The sequence below is a fragment of the Microbacterium koreense genome, assembly GCF_042677105.1.
GTDB lineage: Bacteria > Actinomycetota > Actinomycetes > Actinomycetales > Microbacteriaceae > Microbacterium > Microbacterium koreense.
In genome coordinates, this window is the sequence record NZ_JBHTIM010000001.1 from 1,940,954 (window position 1) to 1,963,173 (window position 22,220).

At 68.0% G+C, this 22,220-nt stretch carries 20 protein-coding genes and 1 pseudogene; 16 read left to right on the plus strand and 5 right to left on the minus strand.

Going from position 1 to position 22,220, the window contains the following annotated elements; all coding sequences use genetic code 11:
• Positions 1–494 precede the first annotated feature (494 nt).
• Both ACFQZV_RS09105 and holA read left to right on the plus strand, forming a co-directional pair.
• Positions 495–2,033 (plus strand): annotated as a pseudogene (locus tag ACFQZV_RS09105) (ComEC/Rec2 family competence protein); the annotation flags it as partial.
• Between the two features lie 253 nt (positions 2,034–2,286).
• A complete protein-coding gene (gene holA / locus ACFQZV_RS09110) occupies positions 2,287–3,324 on the plus strand; it encodes a DNA polymerase III subunit delta (RefSeq protein ID WP_378752649.1) in 1,038 nt (345 codons plus the stop codon).
• Positions 3,325–3,901: 577 nt separating this feature from the next.
• Here the strand turns inward: holA and rpsT are convergent.
• Both rpsT and ACFQZV_RS09120 read right to left on the minus strand, forming a co-directional pair.
• Entirely contained in the window at positions 3,902–4,162 is a 261-nt protein-coding gene (gene rpsT, locus ACFQZV_RS09115; protein ID WP_378751822.1) for a 30S ribosomal protein S20, read from the minus strand.
• Between the two features lie 129 nt (positions 4,163–4,291).
• On the minus strand, positions 4,292–5,041 hold the full coding sequence (locus tag ACFQZV_RS09120) for an alpha/beta fold hydrolase (RefSeq protein ID WP_378751824.1): 750 nt from the start codon (positions 5,039–5,041) through the stop codon (positions 4,292–4,294).
• 66 nt (positions 5,042–5,107) lie between these two features.
• Between ACFQZV_RS09120 and lepA the strand changes: the two genes are divergently transcribed.
• The 11 genes from lepA (at position 5,108) to era (ending at position 16,010) form a co-directional block, all read left to right on the plus strand.
• Positions 5,108–6,970 (plus strand): translation elongation factor 4, encoded by a 1,863-nt coding sequence (gene lepA / locus ACFQZV_RS09125; protein ID WP_378751826.1) that lies wholly within the window; start codon positions 5,108–5,110, stop codon positions 6,968–6,970.
• A 10-nt stretch (positions 6,971–6,980) separates the two neighbouring features.
• Positions 6,981–7,631: a DUF1990 family protein gene (locus ACFQZV_RS09130; protein ID WP_378751828.1), complete on the plus strand. Its 651-nt coding sequence runs from the start codon at positions 6,981–6,983 to the stop codon at positions 7,629–7,631.
• Position 7,632: 1 nt separating this feature from the next.
• Positions 7,633–8,850 (plus strand): radical SAM family heme chaperone HemW, encoded by a 1,218-nt coding sequence (gene hemW / locus ACFQZV_RS09135; RefSeq protein WP_378751830.1) that lies wholly within the window; start codon positions 7,633–7,635, stop codon positions 8,848–8,850.
• A 77-nt stretch (positions 8,851–8,927) separates the two neighbouring features.
• Positions 8,928–9,968, plus strand: a complete 1,041-nt coding sequence (gene hrcA / locus ACFQZV_RS09140; protein ID WP_378751832.1) for a heat-inducible transcriptional repressor HrcA — start codon at positions 8,928–8,930, stop codon at positions 9,966–9,968.
• Positions 9,969–10,025: 57 nt separating this feature from the next.
• The gene (gene dnaJ / locus ACFQZV_RS09145) at positions 10,026–11,135 is read left to right on the plus strand and encodes a molecular chaperone DnaJ (protein ID WP_378751834.1); all 1,110 of its coding nucleotides are present in this window, start codon (positions 10,026–10,028) and stop codon (positions 11,133–11,135) included.
• 2 nt (positions 11,136–11,137) lie between these two features.
• A complete protein-coding gene (locus ACFQZV_RS09150; RefSeq protein WP_378751836.1) occupies positions 11,138–11,869 on the plus strand; it encodes a 16S rRNA (uracil(1498)-N(3))-methyltransferase in 732 nt (243 codons plus the stop codon).
• A gap of 48 nt (positions 11,870–11,917) precedes the next feature.
• Positions 11,918–12,265, plus strand: a complete 348-nt coding sequence (locus tag ACFQZV_RS09155) for an HIT domain-containing protein (RefSeq protein ID WP_378751838.1) — start codon at positions 11,918–11,920, stop codon at positions 12,263–12,265.
• 46 nt (positions 12,266–12,311) lie between these two features.
• On the plus strand, positions 12,312–13,340 hold the full coding sequence (locus ACFQZV_RS09160; protein ID WP_378752033.1) for a PhoH family protein: 1,029 nt from the start codon (positions 12,312–12,314) through the stop codon (positions 13,338–13,340).
• Positions 13,337–13,804 carry an rRNA maturation RNase YbeY gene (gene ybeY, locus ACFQZV_RS09165; RefSeq protein ID WP_378751840.1) on the plus strand — a complete coding sequence of 156 codons (468 nt, stop codon included), beginning with the start codon at positions 13,337–13,339 and terminating at the stop codon, positions 13,802–13,804. The genes ACFQZV_RS09160 and ybeY overlap by 4 nt, the downstream gene beginning before the upstream one ends.
• Positions 13,801–15,126, plus strand: coding sequence for a hemolysin family protein (locus ACFQZV_RS09170; RefSeq protein WP_378751842.1), 1,326 nt, complete (start codon positions 13,801–13,803; stop codon positions 15,124–15,126). Before ybeY ends, ACFQZV_RS09170 begins: the two co-directional genes overlap by 4 nt.
• Positions 15,123–16,010: a GTPase Era gene (era, locus tag ACFQZV_RS09175; protein WP_378751844.1), complete on the plus strand. Its 888-nt coding sequence runs from the start codon at positions 15,123–15,125 to the stop codon at positions 16,008–16,010. Before ACFQZV_RS09170 ends, era begins: the two co-directional genes overlap by 4 nt.
• 96 nt (positions 16,011–16,106) lie before the next feature.
• Here era and ACFQZV_RS09180 read toward each other — a convergent pair whose 3' ends face one another.
• Positions 16,107–16,988 carry an Ltp family lipoprotein gene (locus ACFQZV_RS09180; protein ID WP_378751846.1) on the minus strand — a complete coding sequence of 294 codons (882 nt, stop codon included), beginning with the start codon at positions 16,986–16,988 and terminating at the stop codon, positions 16,107–16,109.
• A 165-nt stretch (positions 16,989–17,153) separates the two neighbouring features.
• On the minus strand, positions 17,154–17,777 hold the full coding sequence (locus tag ACFQZV_RS09185; protein WP_378751848.1) for a hypothetical protein: 624 nt from the start codon (positions 17,775–17,777) through the stop codon (positions 17,154–17,156).
• Between the two features lie 227 nt (positions 17,778–18,004).
• Here ACFQZV_RS09185 and leuA point away from each other — a divergent pair, with 227 nt between their 5' ends.
• A complete protein-coding gene (leuA, locus tag ACFQZV_RS09190; protein ID WP_378751850.1) occupies positions 18,005–19,765 on the plus strand; it encodes a 2-isopropylmalate synthase in 1,761 nt (586 codons plus the stop codon).
• 32 nt (positions 19,766–19,797) lie between these two features.
• On the opposite strand, the gene ACFQZV_RS09195 is transcribed toward leuA, so the two are convergent.
• Positions 19,798–20,484: a trimeric intracellular cation channel family protein gene (locus ACFQZV_RS09195; protein ID WP_378751853.1), complete on the minus strand. Its 687-nt coding sequence runs from the start codon at positions 20,482–20,484 to the stop codon at positions 19,798–19,800.
• Positions 20,485–20,667: 183 nt separating this feature from the next.
• Between ACFQZV_RS09195 and recO the strand changes: the two genes are divergently transcribed.
• Both recO and ACFQZV_RS09205 read left to right on the plus strand, forming a co-directional pair.
• A complete protein-coding gene (gene recO / locus ACFQZV_RS09200; RefSeq protein ID WP_378751855.1) occupies positions 20,668–21,402 on the plus strand; it encodes a DNA repair protein RecO in 735 nt (244 codons plus the stop codon).
• Positions 21,399–22,202 (plus strand): isoprenyl transferase, encoded by an 804-nt coding sequence (locus ACFQZV_RS09205; protein ID WP_378751857.1) that lies wholly within the window; start codon positions 21,399–21,401, stop codon positions 22,200–22,202. Before recO ends, ACFQZV_RS09205 begins: the two co-directional genes overlap by 4 nt.
• Positions 22,203–22,220: the final 18 nt, after the last annotated feature.

Here is a 22,220-nt window from a genome sequence, read left to right on the forward strand (position 1 = left end):
CACTGGTGACGATCATTCCCGAGACGGCGGTACCTGTGGCGGTCGTCGCCGGCACCGCGACGGCAGCGGCGGTGATCGCTGCCGCGCGATACAAACGACCGGCGGCGATCGCTGCCTTTGCCGCGATCGCCGCGTTCGCCGTCGCCGGTCACGTCGCCGTCACGGCATCCACGCGGGAGGCCCCCGCCGACCTCATCGCCGACGGGGGCCGGGCGGCGCAGGTCTCAGCCGTGGTCGTCGGCAAGCCCGCGCTTCGCGCGGATGGCGCATGGGCGTTCGACGCGATCACCGAGGCGGCCCGCGCGTCCCGCTCGGCCGTTTCCGCACCCGTCCAGGTCGAGGTGGCACCCACCGACATCGATGACACCGCCGGGCACCTCGACGTCGGCGCACGCGTCGATGTGAGCGGCACCGCGGTCGACCCGTTTCCCGGCGACCGCGCTGTCTCGCGCATTCGCGCGGACGACGTCACCGTGCGTGCTCCACCCTCCGGCATGCTCGCGGTCGCCTCGCAGCTGCGTCGCGGACTGGTCAGCGCGTCTTCATCGTTGCCGGGCCCGGGAGCGGGACTCATTCCCGGACTCTCGGTCGGAGACACCTCGGCAGTCGACGGAGACCTGGACCTCGCCATGAAGGCATCGTCGCTGTCTCACCTCACCGCGGTGTCCGGTGCCAACTGCGCGCTCGTCGTCGGTCTGGCGTTCCTTGCCGCCGCCGCTCTCGGGATGGGGCGGCGGACTCGCGTGCTCGTCGGAGTCGTGGCACTGGCGGGATTCGTCCTGCTCGTCACGCCTGAACCCAGCGTCGTGCGGGCGGGAGCGATGTCGGCGATCGCGATGCTCGCGCTCCTTCTCGGACGAAGGGGCGTCGGGCTGGCGATCCTGTCGCTCGCCGTCACTTTCCTGCTCATCCTCGATCCGTGGCTGTCGACATCGCTCGGCTTCGCGCTCTCTGCGACGGCCACCGCATCCCTCTTGCTCTTCGCGCGTCCACTGGCCGAGGGGATGGCATGGATGCTGCCGCGGTCGCTCGCTCTCGCACTGTCGGTGCCCTTGGCTGCGCAGCTCGCATGCGGGCCGTTGCTCATCTTGATCGAGCCGTCTGTCCCGATCTATGGCGTCATCGCGAATCTGCTCGCCGCCCCCGCCGCGCCGTTGGCGACGGTCATCGGGCTGGCCGCGTGCCTGGCCGCACCGATGCCGTGGGTGCAGGACGGGCTGACCGCACTGGCGTGGGTGCCTGCATCCTGGATCGCGGCGACCGCCGAGACCTTCACGACCCTCCCGGGCAACGCGCTGACGTGGGCTGAAGGGTGGTGGGGTGCGGCTGCACTCACGGTGCTCGGACTGATGATCGGACTGGTCATCGGGCTCCGCCCCTCGGTGACGCGCAGGGCGCGCGGCATCCGTGTCGTCGTCGGGGGCGCGCTGGCGACGGTCATGGGGATCGTCATCGGCACCGCCGTATCGGCAAGCGTGCTCGGTCACGTGTCGGTGCCGTCGGGATGGGTCCTTGCCGCGTGCGATGTCGGCCAGGGGGATGCGGTGCTCGTCCGCTCTGCCGATCGCGTCATGCTCATCGACACCGGCCCCGACGTCGACGCCCTCGACGGTTGCCTTCGGAGGATGGGGGTCTCACACATCGACATCCTCGTACTCACCCACTTCGACCACGACCACGTCGGTGGCGCCGCGGCAGTCGTGGGGCGGGTCAGCTCGGTGATACACGGGCCCGCCGGAGACACGGAGCGAACAGCCGTGCTGGCAGATCTGGCCGCGCAGGGGGCGGTCGTGCGGCCCGTGTCCGTCGGGGATGAGGGAGCCCTCGGCGAGGCGCGGTGGCGAGTCCTCTGGCCCCTCCACGGCAGTCGAGCGTTCACCCCCGGCAACGACTCGAGCGTCGTCCTCGACGTGCGCGGAGGGGGAGTGCCGCCGGTTCTTCTCCTCGGCGACCTGTCTGCGGCCCCACAACGGATGCTGCGCGCATCCGGAGAGCTGCGTCCGCCCTACGCGATGGTCAAAGTTGCCCACCACGGCAGCGCCGATCAGGACTCGGCACTGTACGAACTGGCCGCAGCCCGAGTCGGGGTGGTGACCGTCGGCACGAATGACTACGGACATCCACGCGCCGAGATCCTCGAGGTCGTGCAGCGAAGCGGTGTCGTCGCCCGCACGGATCGCGACGGCGTCGTGATCATCACCCCCGACGAGGGACGGCTCGCAGTCTGGCGGGAACGCGGCTCCGCGCCGCGTCGGCGACGTCGGTGCCCGTCGGTAGGCTGGAGGCATGGCCCCGGCACCCCGACGACGCGCATCGCCGGCTGCCAAGAGCGCCATCCCGCAGATGTCTTGGCGCAACCCGCAGCCGGCGCCGATCGTTCTCGTGTCGGGCCCCGAAGAGGTCTGCGCCGAGCGCGCCATCGCGGGGATTCGGGACTACCTCAGGGCCGAGGATCCGAGCCTCGAAGTCTCGGACGTGCGCGCCGATGACTACGCGGCGGGCACGCTCCTCTCGGTCACTTCGCCCTCGCTGTTCGGCGAGCCACGCCTCGTGCGAGTCAGCGGGGTCGAGAAATGCTCCGACAGCTTCCTCGCCGAAGCGCTCTCCTACCTTGCTGGGCCGCAGGATGGGGCGACGGTGATCCTCCGCCACACCGGGTCTTCGGTGCGCGGTAAGAAGCTTCTCGACGCGATTCGCGCAGGACAGGGCGGGGGAGCCGAGGTCGCGTGTGCGGCCATCAAACGCGACAGTGACCGCTTCGACTTCGCTTCCGGTGAATTTCAGCAAGCGCAACGCCGCATCGCGCCCACGGCGCTTCGCACGCTCGTGTCGGCCTTCGCCGACGACGTCACCGAATTGGCGGGCGCCTGCCAGCAGCTCTTGTCCGATGTCGACGGAGACATCACCGATGCCGTCGTCGAGCGGTACTACGGCGGACGGGTGGAGACCTCGGCGTTCACCGTCGCCGACACGGCGATCGCTGGACGCTACGGTGAGGCACTCGTCGCACTGCGGCATGCCCTCGCCTCCGGCGCTGATCCTGTGCCGCTGGTCGCCGCGATCGCTTCGAAGCTACGGACGATGGCCCGGGTTGCCGGACACCGGGAGTCCTCGTCGGCGATCGCGGCACGCCTCGGACTCAAGGATTGGCAGGTCGATCGTGCCCGCCGCGACCTGGCGGGGTGGAACGAAGAATCGCTCGGGCGTGCGATCCAGACGGCAGCGCAGGCCGACGTCGACGTCAAGGGCGGCTCGCGCGATCCCGTCTTCGCGCTCGAACGCCTCGTGACGGTGATCGCGACGCGCGCGCCGTACGGCGCCTGAGCTCCCCGCATCCGCTCGGCCGACGTCTGGCCTCCGGCCGCGCCGCCGCGCTCCCGCTCGCCCATACCTGCCCGCGGTGCGCGCGGCCGCGCCGCGCCTGCTTGCGCCGCGCAGCCGCGCCAAGCCCGCCCAACCCCGGCTACCCCGACCCGCTCACCCCGGCGAGAATTGGCTGCGGCGCCCAGAGCCAGTTGCTACGGGCGATTCTCGCGCTCACGTCTGATTCTCGCGGGGTCAGGACGGGTGCAAGCGGGGGAGGTCAGGGGAGCAGCGCGGCGAAGTATGGACCGCCCTCCAGGTCGTCGACGCCCGACGCCGGGTCGCGGTGGCGGGCAGCGTCGGACGTGGGTGCCCGGCGTGCAGCAGGTTCGGCGTGCACAACTTCGGGCCGAGGAGACGACACGCCGGCCAGCGGCATCCGACACCGGCGTTTCCCTCCGCGGCCCCGCAGTTGTGACCGCCGTAACCTGTCGTGCTCGGCCCCCGACCCCAGGAACGGCGGCGAAGCGGCGGCACCACGTGCGGGCATGCAAAAGGCCCGCCCCGGTGACGGGACGGGCCGATGTGCGCTATCTGCTCAGAGAGCGGCAACCTGCTTGGCGATGGCCGACTTGCGGTTCGCCGCCTGGTTCTCGTGGATGACGCCCTTGCTCACGGCCTTGTCGAGCTTCTTCGTGGCCTTGGCGAGTGCCTTCTCCGCGGCAGCCTTGTCGCCGGCGGCGACGGCCTCGCGGGTGCGACGCACCTCGGTCTTCAGGGCCGACTTGATGGCCTTGTTGCGCTCGTGCGCCTTCTCGTTCGTCTTGTTGCGCTTGATCTGCGACTTGATGTTCGCCACGTGGACGCTGCTTTCAGTAGATGGATGCGGGACGTGCCGCGTTACGGTAGAGGGGCCGCTCGCGGCGTCGTGAGGAGGTGGGACTCCACACGCAAGCCAAGAGACGATCTTAGCAGGCGCGCCTGGGCGTCACGAATCTGGCGAGGCTCCCGCTTGCGTGCCGCCGCGCTCCACGGTCGCGATCGCGAGGTCGAGCAGGGCGTTGAACACGCGTGGACGCATCGCGGTGACCAGGTGCGACGTGCGGGGAACGACGATGAGTTCGGCGTCGGGGCTCATACGTCGGAACAGACGCTCGTTGAGGCGGAGCTGGTCGTACTGCCCGTTGACGAACCACGTCGGCACGTCAATGCGGCGCAGTGCTGCCAGCAGATCCAGCACCGAGAGGCTCTTCAACGCGGTGTCCTGCGCATCGAAGGCGTAGCCGCCGGCGCCGAAGTCCGCCCGCGTTTCGAGGGGGAGTGTGGCATCGAGAACGCGGTTCGTCAGCCACATGCCGCGATCGGGAAGGGAATCGAACCCCCGCGCGAGCATGCGGTACGTCGACAGGCCCACACCCCGGGGGATGGCCGTGCACGACGCGGCGATGAAGGCATCCACCGGTGGACGGTCCTCGGCGCCCACGTACTCGATCGACACGAGGCCGCCCATCGAGTGTCCCGCCAACACCACCGGGCCGTTCGCAGCGGCGCGCCGTACGGCGAGGTCGATCGTCTGCAGCGCGCCTTCGAGGGTGAACTCCTCGTCCATGCGTGAGCCGTGCCCGGGAAGGTCGATGGCCGTGACCGGGATTTCTCGGCTGCGCAGATGGTCCGCCTGCGCGCGCCACATGGTCGCGGAAGTACGGATGCCGTGCACCAACACCACCTGGACCGTCACAGGATCAGGGTAGTGCGACCGCATCCGATCGGCTCACGGCATCCCGCCCCGTAGAATCGTCGGGATATGTCACCGCGCGCACACACGCCGCTCGCGCCCGCCGCCACGCCGCCCGAGCTCATTCGCAACTTCTGCATCATCGCCCACATCGACCACGGCAAGTCGACGTTGGCAGATCGGATGCTGCAGGTCACCGGCGTCGTCGCCGACCGCGACATGCGCGCGCAGTATCTCGACCGCATGGACATCGAGCGCGAGCGCGGCATCACGATCAAGTCCCAGGCGGTGCGGATGCCGTGGGCACAGGAATCGCCCGCGGGTGCGCAGACCTACGCGCTCAACATGATCGACACGCCCGGACACGTCGATTTCACCTACGAGGTGTCGCGGTCACTCGCCGCGTGTGAGGGCGCGATCCTCCTGGTGGACGCCGCGCAGGGGATCGAAGCGCAGACCCTCGCGAATCTGTATCTGGCGCTTGAGAACGACCTGCACATCATTCCGGTGCTGAACAAGATCGACCTGCCTGCGGCAGATCCCGACAAATTCGCCGCCGAGTTGGCCAACCTCATCGGCGGGCGCCCCGAGGACGTGCTGCGGGTGAGTGGCAAGACGGGGATGGGCGTCGAGGAACTCCTCGATCGTATCGTCGAGCAGATCCCGCCGCCCACCGGGCAGGCGGATGCTCCGGCCCGCGCGATGATCTTCGACTCCGTCTACGACACGTACCGCGGAGTCGTCACCTACGTGCGCATGGTGGACGGAAAGCTCGAACCGCGCGAACGCATCCAGATGATGTCGACCACGGCGACGCACGAGTTGCTCGAGATCGGCGTCTCCAGCCCCGAGCCCACGGCCACCAAGGGATTGGGTGTCGGCGAGGTCGGCTATCTGATCACCGGTGTGAAAGACGTCCGCCAATCGAAAGTCGGCGACACGATCACCAACGCGCGCAAGCCTGCCGCCGAAGCGCTGTCGGGCTACACCGACCCGAAACCGATGGTCTTCTCGGGGATCTACCCGATCGACGGGAGCGATTACGCGGACCTGCGTGAGGCGCTGGACAAGCTGAAGCTGTCAGACGCGTCCCTGCAGTACGAGCCTGAGACGTCGGTAGCGCTCGGGTTCGGATTCCGCTGTGGTTTCCTGGGGCTTCTCCACCTCGAGATCATCACCGAGCGGCTCTCACGCGAGTTCCGTCTCGACCTCATCACCACGGCGCCCTCGGTGGTCTACGAGGTGACGACCGACACCGGCGAGAGCGTCACGGTGACCAACCCTTCGGAGTATCCCGACGGGCGCGTGGCCTCGGTCAGCGAGCCGGTCGTGAAGGTGGCCATCCTGACACCGAAGGACTACGTGGGTACCGTCATGGAGCTGTGTCAGTCGCGTCGCGGAAGCCTGCTCGGTATGGACTATCTCAGCGAAGACCGCGTCGAGCTTCGCTACAGCATGCCGCTCGGTGAGATCGTGTTCGACTTCTTCGATCAGCTGAAGTCCCGCACGCAGGGCTATGCGAGCCTCGACTACGAACCGTCAGGACGGCAGGAGGCCGACCTCGTGAAGGTCGACATCCTGCTGCAGGGTGACAAGGTCGACGCGTTCAGCTCGATCGTCCACCGTGACAAGGCCTACGCCTACGGAACCCTCATGACGGAGCGCCTGCGCAAGCTCATCCCTCGGCAGCAGTTCGAAGTGCCGATCCAAGCCGCGATCGGTGCCCGCATCATCGCCCGCGAGAACATCCGTGCGATTCGCAAGGACGTGCTCGCCAAGTGCTACGGCGGTGACATCACCCGAAAGCGCAAGCTGCTCGAGAAGCAGAAGGAAGGCAAGAAGCGCATGAAGATGGTGGGCCGGGTCGAGGTGCCGCAGGAGGCGTTCATCGCTGCGCTCTCGGGCGACACCGACGGCAAGGCCGCGAAGTAGGCTGTCTGCCATGCGCCGCGGAACCTTCCGAGACGGAACCGTCGACTATGCCGCGGTCGGCGCGACCCAAGCCGCCGACCTCCTGCAGTATCCGCCCGAGCGCAGCATCCCGGCCGAGCAGTCCTGGCGCATCGGCAGCGGCGAAGAGCGTTTCCGCACGTCCGCCGACGCCCTGCTGTCGTGGTCGGCGTTGCGCGACGGCGGACTGACCGTGTCGGATGTGCGACCCGCGCCCGGCCCGATGTACTCGGGTGTGGGATTCGACGCCGAGGGCAACCCCATCTCGCCCAGCAAGACCGAGACTGAGCAGCGGTTCGACGCCGACGGTACGCCCTATGTCGCCGGCGGAACAACCGCGCGCATCGCCGGTCGGGTCGGAGGCGCCAGCGCGGACGCGGAGGTGCGGGTGATCTTCGTGGTCGAAGAGGCGCGCCGGATCGGCTTCGCCCTGGGCACCGTCGGCGGGTCCGTCGTCAGCGGCGAAGAGTCGTTCATGCTCGACTGGCTGGACAACGACGAGGTGTGGTTCAGCGTGCGCGCTTTCGACGCTCCGGTCGCCCTCGCGTACCGCGTGTTCCCCGGCCTCGTGCGACGTCGTCGGCGTGAGCTGTTCGTGCGGTACCTGCGCGCGATCTCGCCGTTGTACACGGCGCCCGCCTGATATGGCCGGCGCACTGCCGATCGGTGAGGCGGCACCGCGCAACGGAAGACTGCCGACGGCCACGGTGATCGATGACCGCGTCCCCTTCGGGGTGTACCTGCACGTGCCGTTCTGCAGCGTGCGGTGCGGATACTGCGACTTCAACACCTACACGGCGTCGGAATTGCGGGGCGCACGGCGCGACACCTACGCCGACACGCTCCTCGACGAGGTCGCCCTCGCGCGGACGGTCCTCGGCGAGGCGGGGCCGGTGCGACAGGCGGCGACGGTGTTCTTCGGGGGTGGGACGCCGACTCTCCTTCCCGGAGACGACCTGATTCGGATGCTGGCAGGCGTGCGGGAGGCGTTCGGCGTCACAGACGACGTCGAGGTGACTGTCGAGGCGAACCCCGACACGGTGACGGATGCGATCGCGCAGCAGCTCGCCGCATCCGGTGTCACTCGGCTGTCGATCGGGATGCAGTCGGCCGTCCCGCAGGTCTTGGCCACGCTCGATCGCACCCACGATCCCGCGAACGTCGCCACGGCCGTTGCGTCCGCGCGGGCGGCCGGGCTGTCTGTCAGTCTCGACCTGATCTACGGCGCACCCGGTGAAAGTCTCGAAGACTGGACCACCTCCGTGAAGTCGGCGGTGGAGCTGGAGCCCGACCACCTGTCGGCGTACGCGCTCATCATCGAAGAGGGGACCAAGCTCGAGCGTCGCATTCGCCGGGGCGAGCTGCCCGCACCCGACGATGATCTCCAGGCGGACATGTACGAGCTCGTCGACGACGAACTGGCCGCCGCTGGGTACGACTGGTACGAGGTGTCGAACTGGGCGCGCGGCATGCAGCATCGTTCGCGTCACAATCTCTCGTACTGGACGGGCGCCGACTGGTGGGGTTTCGGCCCCGGCGCGCACAGCCACATCGCCGGAACGCGCTTCTGGAACGTCAAACACCCCGCGGCCTACGCCCAGCGCCTGGCGGCGGGGGAGTCGCCGGCCGCGGGCCGCGAGCGGCCCGATGCCACCGCTCGCGACCTCGAGAACGTGCTCCTGCGCAGCCGCGTCCGCGAGGGGCTCGCGGTCTCCGAAGTGACGGATGCCGGTCGTCATGCCGTCGCCGGACTCATCGCCGACGGGCTCGTGGAACCCGGCGATGCGTTTCGCGGACGAATCGTGCTGACACGGCGGGGACGGCTCCTCGCGGATGCGGTGGTGCGACGGCTCACCGGCTGATCGCGCGGCGCCCGCCGGCACGATCGGCTAGAATTGGCACTCCGGTCAGTCGAGTGCCAGCAGCGTGGGGAGGCGACATGGTCAGCGAGCGAGGGCTCCAGGTTCTCCAGGCGATCGTGCAGGACTACGTCGACACGCGCGAGCCGGTCGGGAGTAAAGCGATCGTCGAACGCCACGCGTTCGGGGTGTCGGCCGCGACGATCCGCAACGACATGGCGCAACTCGAAGATGAGGACCTGATCGCCGCGCCGCACACCTCGTCGGGTCGGGTGCCGACCGACAAGGGGTATCGCGTCTTCGTCGACCACCTCGCTGAACTGCGCCCGCTCAGCGGTTCGCAACGCAACGCGATCGCGGCGTTGCTCGATGGCTCCGGTGACCTCGACGACCTGCTCATGCGCACCGTGCGTGGACTCACGCGGCTCACCGGTCAGGTGGCGATCGTGCAGTATCCGTCGTTCGCGCGAGCCACGGTGACCCACGTCGAACTCGTTCAGCTCGGTGGCGGCCGGATGCTGGTCGTGGTCGTCACCGACACAGGGCGGGTCTCCCAGCGCCTCACGATCGTCCGCCACGAGTTCGACGACGCCGACCTCGCGCGGATCCGCGCAGAACTCGGATCCCTCTTCGTCGGCCGGACCGTCCGCAAAGGCATGCAGCGCGCCGAGAGTCACCTCGCATCGCTCGCGCCCGATCCGGGCCCGCTGCCCGAAGCGCTCACAACGCTCGCGCAGGTGGTGGTCGAAGAGCTCGACGAGTTCCGCCAGGACAAACTCGTGCTGGCAGGCTCCGCCAACCTCGCCCGCAGCGAGTCGGATTTCCGCGGAAGCATCTACCCGCTGCTCGAGGCGATCGAAGAGCAGGTCACACTGCTCAAGCTGATGAGCGAGATGGTGCCCGACGATCAGGGCCTCGCCGCCAGCATCGGCCGCGAGAACGAACAGTTCGGCCTCACCGAGGCATCCGTCGTCGCCAGCGATTACGACGCGACGGGCGCGCGGGCGCGCGTCGGAGTGCTCGGCCCGACCCGCATGGACTACCCCACGAACCTCGCCGCGGTGCGGGCTGTCGCCCGTTACCTCACGCGGCTGCTCGAAGAAGACGAGGCCGGCCGCTGAGGCGGAACCGGCGACGAAGATACGACTCTGCGCCTCGGCGCGGACGGGAAGGCGATTGTGGCTGCTGACCACTATGAGGTCCTCGGTGTCTCGCGAGAGGCGACACCCGAAGAGATCAAGAAGGCGTATCGACGCCTCGCACGCGAACTGCACCCCGACGTGAACCCGGGTGAGGACGCCTCTGAACGCTTCAAGCTCGTGACTCACGCCTACGACGTGCTGAGCGACCCGGAACAGCGTGCGCGCTACGACCGCGGCGGCGACGAGTCGCCCTTCGGCGGAGCCGGCTTCGGTGGCTTCGGTGACATTTTCGAGACCTTCTTCGGTGGAGGAGGAGGCGGTCGCGGCGCCCGCCCGCGTTCGCGGCGCGAGCGGGGTGAGGATGCCCTCGTGCGGGTGACCCTCGATCTCAAGGACGTCGTCTTCGGCGTGCATCGCGACATCGACGTCGACACTGCTGTCGTGTGCGAGACGTGCGAGGGCTCGTGCTGTCAGCCCGGCACCTCGCCGGTCGCGTGCGACATCTGTCACGGCACCGGTCACGTGCAGCGCCAGGTGCGCAGCCTCCTCGGCAACGTCGTGACGACTCAGCCCTGCAATGTGTGCCACGGCTACGGCACGACCATTCCCTACCCTTGCGCGACGTGTCAGGGTCAGGGGCGTGTCCGCTCGCGGCGCACGGTCTCGCTCGACATCCCCGCCGGTGTGGAGAGCGGGCTGCGCCTGCAGTTGCCCGGATCCGGTGAGGTCGGCCCCGCAGGCGGCCCGAACGGTGACCTGTACGTCGAGGTCTCCGTCTCGCCCGACCCCGTCTTCAGCCGCGACGGCGACGACATCCTCGCGACATTGGACGTGTCGATGCCGGACGCGATCCTCGGGGCCACCACGACGATCGAATCCCTCGACGGCCCGGTCGACCTGGAGATCCGCCCGGGGGTGCAGGGCGGCGACGTGCTCACGATCAAGGGGCGCGGCATCACGCCGCTGCGCGGAACCCAACGGGGTGATCTGAAGGTCGGAGTGCACGTCGTGACGCCGACGCGACTCGACGGTAAGGAACGCGCCCTCATCGAAGACTTCGCCAAGCGGACGAAGGCGCCCGGGCCCAAGCTCGCCGAGTTCCACCAGGGGCTGTTCGCGAAGCTCCGCGATCGCTTCCGCGGCTGACCGTGGCGCTGCACTTCTTGCTCGACGCGCCGGTGACGGCGCAGCCCGGCGACGACGTGCACTTGACGGGCTCCGAAGCCCATCATGCTGCGGCCGTGCGCCGTGTCCGTGTCGGAGAGACGGTGACGGTCGGTGACGGTCGGGGTGTCGTCGTCACCGGGGAGTGCATATCCGTCTCACCGCGCGAAGTGGTCGTCCAGATCCAGCGACGTCGTGAGGAGAAGGCGGCTGCGCCGCGGCTTGTGCTTGCGCAAGCACTCGCCAAGGGCGACCGCGACGAACTCGCGGTGCAGGCAGCCACTGAACTCGGCGTCGACGAGATCCTGCCGTGGCAGGCCGCGCGCAGCGTCAGCAGGTGGGATGCCGCCAAGGCCGCCAAGGGCGTGGCTCGCTGGTCGGCGATCGTCCGGGAGGCGGCCAAGCAAGCGCATCGCGCGTGGGTGCCGTCCGTGGCCGACCCGGTGAAGACGAAGGACCTCGCCGCGCGGGCGGCGGCGTCCGTCGTCCTCGTGCTCGACCCGGATGCAGAGACGGCGCTGACCGATATCGATGTCGCCGATGCCCGTGAGATCGTGGTGGTGGTGGGGCCGGAGGGTGGGATCACCGACGCCGAGGTTGCAGAGCTCACCGAGGCCGGTGCGGCGGCTGTGCGCCTCGGGTCGACAGTCCTGCGGACCTCGACCGCGGGGCCCGCCGCACTGTCGGTCGTGAATGTGCGGCTCGGCCGCTGGTGACCGCCGGGCACCGGGCTGGTGGGGAACACCGCTGGCTAGACTGGGACGATGAGCGACGCATCGGTGTTCACCCGCATCCTGCGCGGTGAGATCCCTTCGGAAATCCTCGCGCAGACCGACAATGTCTTCGCGATCCGCGACATCGCGCCGCGGGCGCCCGTCCATCTGCTCGTGATCCCGAAGACAGAGGCATACCGCGATGTCACCGAACTCGCGGCGGCAGATCCGGCGCTTCTGACCGAGATGGTCGACATGGCACGGACTCTCGCATCCGAGCATGCCGACGGTGACTTCCGGCTGGTGTTCAACACCGGCGCCGGCGCCGGGCAGACCGTCTTCCACGTGCACGCGCACGTGCTGGCCGGCGGCCTTGACGAGGGGAGTGTCGGTGGCTGACGAGGCCGAGACGACGACGGAGCGCGTCTTCGCGGACGGGGTTGCAATGGTGCAGCTTCTCGGCCCCCAGGATCGTCTCCTGCGCGTGGTGGAACGTGAGCACCCCGCGGTGGACGTGCATGTGCGAGGCAATGAGATCACCTTGACGGGCGAGCCGGATGCCGTCACCGCCGCGCGGGGATTGGTCGACGAGCTGCTCGCCATGACCGCGGCGGGCCAGCGCCTGGAGCCGGCGGATGTCACGTCGTCGAGTCGGATCCTTCGAACGGATGCGGGCCTGCGCCCCTCCGAGGTGCTCGGCGAGGCGATCCTGTCATCGCGGGGCAAGGTCATCCGCCCCAAGACGCTGGGGCAGAAGGCCTATGTCGACGCGATGGAGGAGAACACCATCGTCTTCGGCATCGGTCCTGCCGGAACCGGCAAGACCTACCTGGCGATGGCGAAGGCCGTCCAGGCGCTGCAGCGCAAGGAAGTCAGCCGCATCATCCTCAGCCGTCCCGCGATCGAGGCGGGGGAGCGGCTGGGATTCTTGCCGGGAACCCTCACCGACAAGATCGACCCCTACCTGCGGCCGCTGTACGACGCACTCAACGAGATGATGGACCCCGACCTCGTCCCGAAACTCATGGCGACCGGGACGATCGAGGTCGCGCCGCTCGCGTATATGCGTGGCAGGACGCTCAACGACTCGTTCGTCGTCCTCGACGAGGCTCAGAACACCACGCCCGAGCAGATGAAGATGTTCCTCACTCGTCTGGGGTTCGGTACCCGCATGGTGGTCACCGGCGACATCACGCAGATCGATCTGCCGGAAGGTGCGTCGGGCTTGCGACTGGTCACGCGAGTGCTGAAGGACATCGACGACATCCACTTCGCGACCCTGACGAGTGATGACGTCGTCCGACACACGCTCGTCGGGCGGATCGTCGACGCCTACAGCGAGTACGACGAGCGGCGGATGGCCGCGCGGCGCGAGCGCGATGAAGCCAGCGAACTGGCCAACCGCGCCGAACGCCGGGGCGGGTCACGCCCATCCGGGCCCCGCGACCGACTCCCGAAGCGAGGACGTTCATGACGATCGAGATCGGCAACGAATCCGGCGTGCCGGTCGACGAGACGGTCCTCTTGCGCCTGGTCGACCACAACCTCGCCGAGCTGCACGTGAGCCCGGATGCCGACGTGGCGTTGCTGCTGGTCGACGAGGGTGCGATGGAGGCCCTGCATTTGCAGTGGATGGACGAGCCCGGACCGACCGACGTGTTGAGTTTTCCGATGGACGAGCTCCGACCCGGGACGGAGGAGTCACCCACTCCGCCGGGGCTGCTCGGTGACATCGTGCTGTGCCCCCAGGTGGCCGAGACGCAGGCAGTCGCGGCGAAGCACTCGACGATGGATGAGCTCATCATGCTCACCACCCACGGGTTGCTTCATCTGCTCGGGTTCGACCATGCTGAGCCGGCGGAGGAGCGGGAGATGTTCGGTCTGCAACGTGAACTGATCCTCAGCTTCAGCACGGCCGAACGTCGTCGACGCGCATGACCGAAGCACTTCTGCTCGTCGCGGCGCTGTTGCTCGTCGCGTTCGGTGGTCTGATGACAGCGATCGACGCCGCACTCTCGGTGACGTCGCGCGCGGACATGGCCGAGTTGGGTGAGTCCGGGCGCAATGCGGGGGCCCTCGGCAAGGTCGCCCACGACCCGGTCGCGCATGCGACCGCGGTCGTGTTCATCCGCGTGCTCGTCGAGACGAGCGCCGCGGTGCTCGTGACCGTCGCGTTCACGTTGCTGTTCGAGAACATCTGGTGGGCGATGCTCGCCGCGGCGGTGCTGATGACCGGTATCTCGTTCGTGGTCGTCGGTGCCAGCCCGCGTTCGTGGGGCAGGCTTCATGCGACCGCACTCCTGCGGGCGACGGCGCCGGTCATCCGCGGCGCGCGGATCGTCCTGGGACCGCTGGCGCACGGGCTGGTGGTGATCGGCAACCGAGTGACGCCGGGGGTCGCGCGCAGCGCGTCTTTCGCGTCCGAGGAACAGCTGCTCAGCATCATCGATGAAGCCACAGAGAACTCGGTGATCGAAGAGGACGACCGGGAGCTCATCCACTCGGTGTTCGATTTCACCGACACGTACGTCCGCGCGGTGATGATCCCGCGGACGGATATCGTCACGGTGGATTCCACGACGACGGCACGTGAAGCGATGGCGATCTTCCTCGAGAAGGGGGTATCGCGCGTGCCGATCGTCGACGAGGATGCCGACGACGTCGCCGGGGTCATTTACCTGAAGGATCTCGTGCAGTTCGGGTTCGGATCCGAACCCGGCTGGGGGGATGCTCCGGTGACACGCATCACGCGGCCCGCGGTCTTCGTGCCCGAGTCGATGAAGGCGGAGACGCTGCTACAGCAGATGAAGCGGGACTCGGTGCACCTGTGCCTGGTCGTCGATGAGTACGGGGGCGTCTCGGGGCTGGTCACCCTCGAGGACCTGCTGGAGGAGCTCGTCGGCGACATCGCCGACGAGTATGACGCGCCTGCGGACGAGGTCACCGAACTGGAGCCGGGGAAGTTCCGGGTCAGCGCACGCATGGGCCTCGACGAGGTCGGTGACATGTTCGGCCTGGATCTCGAGGACGAGGACGTGGATTCGATCGGTGGCCTTCTTGGAAAGTTGCTCGGACGCATCCCGCAGCCCGGCGCAACGGCGCGATATGAAGGCATCGTTATGACCGGAGGAGCGTCGCGCGGGCGTGGGCGGGGCCTTGCGACGGTCTTCGTCGAGCGGGCCGACCCGGACGACGAGGACGCCGCGAATCCGCGCACCGGCGAGATCCAGGTGCCGACACAGAAGGAGAAACGCTCGTGAGCCGCTCAGGTTTCGTGACGTTCGTCGGTCGTCCGAACGTCGGCAAGTCCACGTTGACGAATGCTCTGGTGGGTGAGAAGGTCGCGATCACCAGCGACAAACCGCAGACGACGCGCCGAGCAATCCGAGGCATCCTCAATCGGCCGGCGGGTCAGCTCGTGATCGTGGACACGCCCGGCCTGCACAAACCACGCACGCTCCTCGGGCAGCGCCTCAACGATCTCGTCGAGTCGGTGTTGGGAGACGTGGACGTGATCGGGTTCTGCGTTCCCGCGACCGAGAAGGTCGGCCCGGGCGATCGCCGGATCGCGCGGTCGCTCTCGGGATACCCGCGTGCGAAGAAGGTCGCGATCGTGACGAAGACGGATGCCGCGACACGCGAGCAGATCACTGACCGGCTCATCGAGGTCGACGCGCTGCGCGAGGACTGGGCCGCGGTGATCCCGCTGTCGGCGCTCACCCGCGAACAGCTCGACGTGCTCACCGACGAACTGCTGGAGCTCATGCCCGAGGGGCCGGCGCTGTATCCGGAGGATGTCGTCACCGACGAGTCGCTCGAGGACCGTATCGCCGAGATCATCCGCGAGGCCGCCCTCGAGGGCGTGCGTGACGAGTTGCCGCACTCGATCGCGGTGACGATCGATGACATCGCCGAGCGCGAGACGGGGTCGATGACCGACATCTATGCGAACCTCGTGGTCGAACGTGACAGCCAGAAGGCGATCATCATCGGGCACAAGGGATCGCGCCTGCGAGACGTCGGCGCCCGCGCCCGTGCGCAGATCGAACCTCTCGTCGGGACCAAGGTCTTTCTGAAGTTGCACGTGCGCGTGGCGAAGGAATGGCAGCGCGATCCCAAACAGCTCGGGCGTCTCGGGTTCTGACCGGTGCGACTCCGGTGCGGGCGGCCGGCTCCGGCCCCCTCGGTGCGAGGCATCTCCCCAGAATGCCCGCGCCGACCGCCCGCGGTCTGTGAGGCGTCAGTACCCGACTGCCGCGAGCGCGTGGCTCGCCTGCTCGGGGGTGAAGTGACTGCCGTACGGGCTCGTGAGCTGGTCGTATAGACCCTGGCGGGAGAACGACGAGAACTCCAGGTATGAGGTGGCCGCCTCGACGGCTTCGGCGTTCCAGTCGGCGCCGACGGCGTCGGCGGCCCACGTCGAGTCCTCCACGGTGAAGCCCGAACCATACTCGCTTGAGAGTTGATCGATCAGACCCTGACGAGAGAACGAAGAGAATTCGAGGTATGACTCGGCGGCACGCAGCGCGTTTTCCTGCGCCAGTGTGTACTCAGGTTGCGGGGCCTCGGCGAGCACCGAAACGTTCGTGCCCAGCTCAGCGGCGCCTCCGTCGGGGCCCTGCGTGACGACGATCCAGTCCTCACCCGCGCCGTCATCGATCCTGAAGACGAACCCGGCGGATTCCAACGCGACGCGTGCCTGCGTGACGGTCAGCCCGATGACGTCAGGGACGTCCACGGTCGTGTCGACCTCATCTGCGAGGGGCTCGGACGTCTCCTGAACATCCGCTGGCTGGGCGCCGTCTGCGGCATCCGCGTCGTTCTCGCTTCCACCACCGAGGACACCGCCGATAATGCCGGCCAACACGATCGCCCCGACAGCGATGAGAACCCAGTGCCACCACCGCAGGCCGCGACGGGGTGTTCCGGTAGCAGACACCCTCGCCGCCGTGTCCCGGCTCGTTGCCGGGGTGGTCACCGCATCCGGCGCGCCCGTGACCTCGGTCCAGGCGGTTCCGCTCCAATATCGCTGCACCGACGCGTTCGCCGGATCGGGATACCACCCTGCGGGCGGCAGAGTGCCGGTCGTCGTCGTGTCGTCGTTGCTGTTGATGTCTGACATGTCAGAACCTTCTGGTCGAACCAGGTGCTCTCTCCTCGAGCACCACCAGCCGATGGCCAGTCGGACAGGACATCACAGACCTCGGACATTCCGTCGCACACCGGGCGTCGGCATCGCGCGACGGCACCGCACAGTCGCGCGCCGAGAGGAGCGGCGACTCGGAGTTCAGCCGCCGGCCGGCTGGAGCGCCGAGCGGACGATGACGACGTCGTCGCCGTAGGCGGCATCCATCGCGTCCTGCCATGTGCCGTCGTCCCAGACGACGTCGATCCAGAGCCACCCGTCGTCGGCGTACGAAGACAAGGCTGCGTCTCCGAAGAGCGCCGGCACCTCGTCCTGTATCTCCTGAAGTTGCGCCTCGGTACCCGCGCCGGGGCGCCCTCCGGTGGGATCGGCCGGAGCCATCGGGTCGTAGAGCGCCAGCATGATCGGCGTGCGAGTGACCGTGAACGAGCGACCGTCGTATGTGCCCTGCACCGCGTATGTGCCCCACGTGGTCCCCGACGCGGTCTCTTCGCCGTCGACGGCATCCCACGACCAATCCACGAGCGGGATGCCGCTGCACTGGGGCGGGTTCGACGCCATCACGGCGCCGAGGCACAACTCGGCGCCCTCACCGTCGTCGAGCACCGTGCCCTGACCGATGACCTCGCCGATCGGTGGGGCGGGAACCGTCGACGACGGGAGTCCGCCGGGCGCATCCGGTGACGGCGTGGCGCAGCCCGCAACCCCGAGGGCGAGGATGCCGGCCGCGACGACGGAAAGGCGAAGGCGCGATCGAGAGGTCATACCCTCGAGTGTCCCAGTCCGGCGGATCGTCTCACCGGTTCGGCATGCCTGCTACCATCGACCCATGCGCTTCGGCGGGCTTCTCCTTCTTAGCCGCCGCGACGAGTCCTCGTTCTAGGACCTTCCTCGTCGCGGCAGTTGTCGTTGGTCCGCAACAATCCGGCACTCAGCCAAGCCCCGATCGGGCCACCGCATCCGATTCGGCAGAGAAAAGAAGCGACGAAATCATGGAGAACACCCAAAAGACCTCCGGCATGCCGATCCACAAGTATCGGCCGTACCACGAGCAGATCCGCGTCGATCTGCCCGACCGCACATGGCCGGACGCGCGGATCACCACCGCCCCACGCTGGTGCGCGGTCGACCTCCGAGACGGCAACCAAGCGCTCATCGATCCGATGAGTCCGGAACGCAAGCGGATCATGTTCGACCTGCTCGTGCGCATGGGGTACAAGGAGATCGAGGTCGGGTTCCCGAGCGCGAGCCAGACCGACTTCGATTTCGTCCGTCAGCTGATCGACGAGGGTGCCATCCCCGACGATGTGACGATCCAGGTGCTGACGCAGGCGCGCGAACACCTCATCGAGCGCACCTACGAGTCGATCGCCGGCGCCAAGCGGGCGATCGTGCACCTCTACAACTCCACGAGCGTGCTGCAGCGCGAGGTCGTCTTCCGCACCGACCAGCAGGGGATCGTCGACATCGCCCTCGAGGGTGCGAGGTTGTGTCGCGAGTTCGAGAAGCGCATTCCCGAGACGCAGGTCTTCTACGAGTACTCGCCCGAGTCGTACACCGGCACCGAACTCGAGTTCGCCGCCGACATCTGCAACCAGGTGCTCGAGATCCTTGAACCGACGCCGGAGCGCAAGGTCATCATCAACCTGCCCGCAACCGTCGAGATGGCCACGCCGAACGTCTACGCCGACTCGATCGAGTGGATGTCGCGCCACCTGAACCACCGCGAGAACGTCATCCTCTCACTGCATCCGCACAATGATCGCGGGACGGCGATCGCCGCCGCCGAGCTGGGTTACATGGCGGGGGCCGACCGCATCGAGGGGTGCCTCTTCGGCAACGGCGAGCGGACCGGAAACGTCGACCTGGTGGCGTTGGGCGTCAATCTGCTGACGCAGGGCATCGACCCGCAGATCGACTTCAGCGACATCGACGACATCAAGCGCACGGCCGAATACTGCAATCAATTGCCCGTCCACGAACGCAGCCCGTGGGCCGGCGACCTGGTCTTCACGGCGTTCAGCGGATCTCACCAGGACGCCATCAAGAAGGGGTTCGAGGCTCTCGACGCGCGTGCTGAGGCCGCCGGTGTCACCGTCGATGAGGTCGAGTGGGCGGTGCCGTACCTGCCGATCGACCCGAAGGACCTCGGGCGCTCGTACGAAGCGGTGATCCGCGTCAACTCGCAGTCCGGCAAGGGCGGTGTGGCGTACCTGCTGAAGACCGATCACGCCCTCGACCTGCCGCGGCGTTTGCAGATCGAGTTCTCGGGGGTCGTGCAGGCCAAGACCGACTCCGAAGGCGGCGAGGTCACCAGCACGCAGATCTGGTCGATCTTCTCGGACGAATACTTGCCGGCCGATGCAGCCGACGACCGCTGGGGCCGCTTCGAGCTGTTCGGCACCCGCACCGAGAGCGACATGTCAGGCGACGTCGCGCTCGAGGTGCGCCTGCGTGACGGCGATGACGTCCACGAGGCGACCGGTCACGGCAACGGACCGATCGCGGCATTCCTCGAGGTCGTCCGTTCACGCGGCTACGAGATCGTTCTCTACGACTACGTCGAGCACACCCTCAGCGCCGGCGGCGATGCGCAGGCCGCCGCCTACGTCGAGCTTCAGGTCGACGGTGTGCGCCTGTGGGGTGTCGGCATCGACAACGACATCTCGACGGCATCCCTCAAGGCCATCGTGTCGGGTGTGAATCGCGCGATCCGTATGCGCACCCACTCGCCCCAGCTCGCCGGCGTCTGACCACCTCTGACCGGGTGCCCACCGGCATCCGGTCAGGGCTTGATGATCGGGATCGTCGAGGTTTCGATCGCCACCTTGCGTCGATGCAGCGCCCGCTGCTCGGGCAGCGAGATGTCGAACACGACCGCGAGCAGCCGGATCACCGTGGTCACCGCGATGCCGGCGATGGAGGCGATGACGATCGGCGCACCGAGAGCGTGTGCGCCGGCGAGAACTGCGCACCCGGCGCCGGCTGCTACGGCGTAGAGCGATCCGACGTGCATGATCGCGACGGGGATGCCCATCATCATGTCGCGGAGAATGCCGCCGCCCACCGCTGAACAGACACCGACGAACACCGCCGGGACCACCGGGAGTCCGAGGGCGAGCGCTTTGCCAGTGCCGAACGCTCCGAACAGCCCGATCACGACCGCGTCCAGCCCGACGATCGCGGCGTTGAGCCGGTGGAAGATACCCGCGAGGAGCATGCCGACCAGGGCTGCGAGCGTGGCGGTGACGAGGTACCAGTTGCTCTGAAGGGTCGCGGGGGCGACGTTCAGGAGAAGGTCGCGGATGAGGCCCCCGCCCATGCCCATCATGATGCCGATGATGGCCACACCGAGCAGGTCCAGACGCCGCTCACCCTGGAAGCCGGAGGCGAACAGCGCGCCCTGGACGCCGCCGAGTCCGACGGCGATGAGGTCGGCCCACAGCGGGATGACGAAGAGCGGCTCGTTCACGCCCTCCATTGTGGCCCCGGACGTGCACAATGACGGGGCGCGGAGGCGACACGCCGTGCACGGGCTGCCGCATCCGGCGTGTCGTCTGAAAGGTCCGCAGTTAGGCGCGGCGGATGCGGCGACGGCGACCGGGCAACGTGTGTCGACGGGGCCGGTGACGACGGGCAGCGGGATAATGGTCGGGTGCCCACGTATCGCGATGACGTCGTGGTCCTTCGCACCCACAAACTCGGTGAGGCGGACCGGATCGTCACGATGCTGAGCCGCCGCCACGGCAAGGTGCGCGCCGTGGCCAAAGGGATCCGGCGGACGTCCTCGCGATTCGGTGCCCGGCTCGAACCGTTCATGGTCGCCGATGTGCAGCTCTACCGAGGACGCTCGCTCGACATCGTGCAGCAGGCGGAGTCACTCGGTTCATATGGTGCCGACATCGCCGCCCACTACGAGCGCTACACCGCAGCCCACGCGATGGTGGAGGCAGCCGATCGCCTCAATGAGGCCGAAGCCACACCGGAGCAGTACCTCCTGCTCGTCGGTGGACTGCGGGCTCTCTCGCGCGGCGACCATGCGGCGCGCAGCATCCTCGACTCCTACCTGCTTCGGGCCATGGCGCTGTCGGGATGGGCGCCGGGTCTGGGCGAATGCGCGCGTTGCGGGCGCCCGGGTCCGCATGACGCGTTCGTCGCCCAGTTGGGGGGCGTCGTGTGCGCCGAGTGCGCGCCGACCGGATCCGCCCGCGTTGCAGCGCCCGCGGTGGCCCTGTTGCGCGCTCTGATGGCGGGGGAGTGGGAAGACGTGGATGCCGCGAGCCCCGCGGCGACGGCCGCGGCATCGGGGCTGGTCGCCGCGTACGCCCAATGGCACCTCGAGCGCGGCATCCGCTCGCTCGGTCACGTCGGCGCAGGAGGAGCTCGATGACGTCCAAGCCTTACACCCATCGTGACGCGGTGCCCTATCGACCCGTCGATTGGACCGGGATCTACCCGCCGGAGTTTCCGAAGGGCGCGGTTCCCGACCATGTCGCCATCGTGATGGACGGCAACGGACGCTGGGCCAACCGCCGAGGACTCACGCGGATCGAAGGGCACAAGGCGGGAGAAGCCGCACTGCTCGACGTGGTTGCCGGGGGGATCCAAGCCGGTGTGAAGCACATCTCCGTCTATGCCTTCTCAACCGAGAACTGGGCGCGTTCACCCGACGAGGTGCGTTTTCTCATGGGGTTCAATCGCGACGTGCTGCATCGCCGACGCGATCAGCTCAACCAGTGGGGCGTGCGCGTCCGATGGGCGGGACGCACACCACGACTGTGGCGCTCGGTGATCAAGGAGCTTCGCTTCGCCGAAGAGTTGACCCGCGACAACGATGTGCTGACGCTCACGATGTGCGTCAACTACGGCGGGCGGGTCGAGTTGGTCGATGCCATGCGGTCGATCGCGGAGGACGTCAAGGCAGGACGCCTGTCGCCGAGCGCGATCTCGGAAAAGCTCATCCGGCGACGCCTGTACGTTCCCGACATGCCCGACGTCGACCTCTTCGTTCGATCGTCCGGCGAGCAGAGGACATCGAACTTCCTTCTGTGGGAATCCGCGTACGCGGAGTTCGTCTTTCTCGACCGGCTGTGGCCGGACTTCTCGCGGACCGACCTGTGGGACGCGATCTCGCGCTATCTCGACCGCGATCGACGTTTCGGGGGCGCCGTCGACACTCCGGCCGGGTGAACGGCCGAGGAATACCCG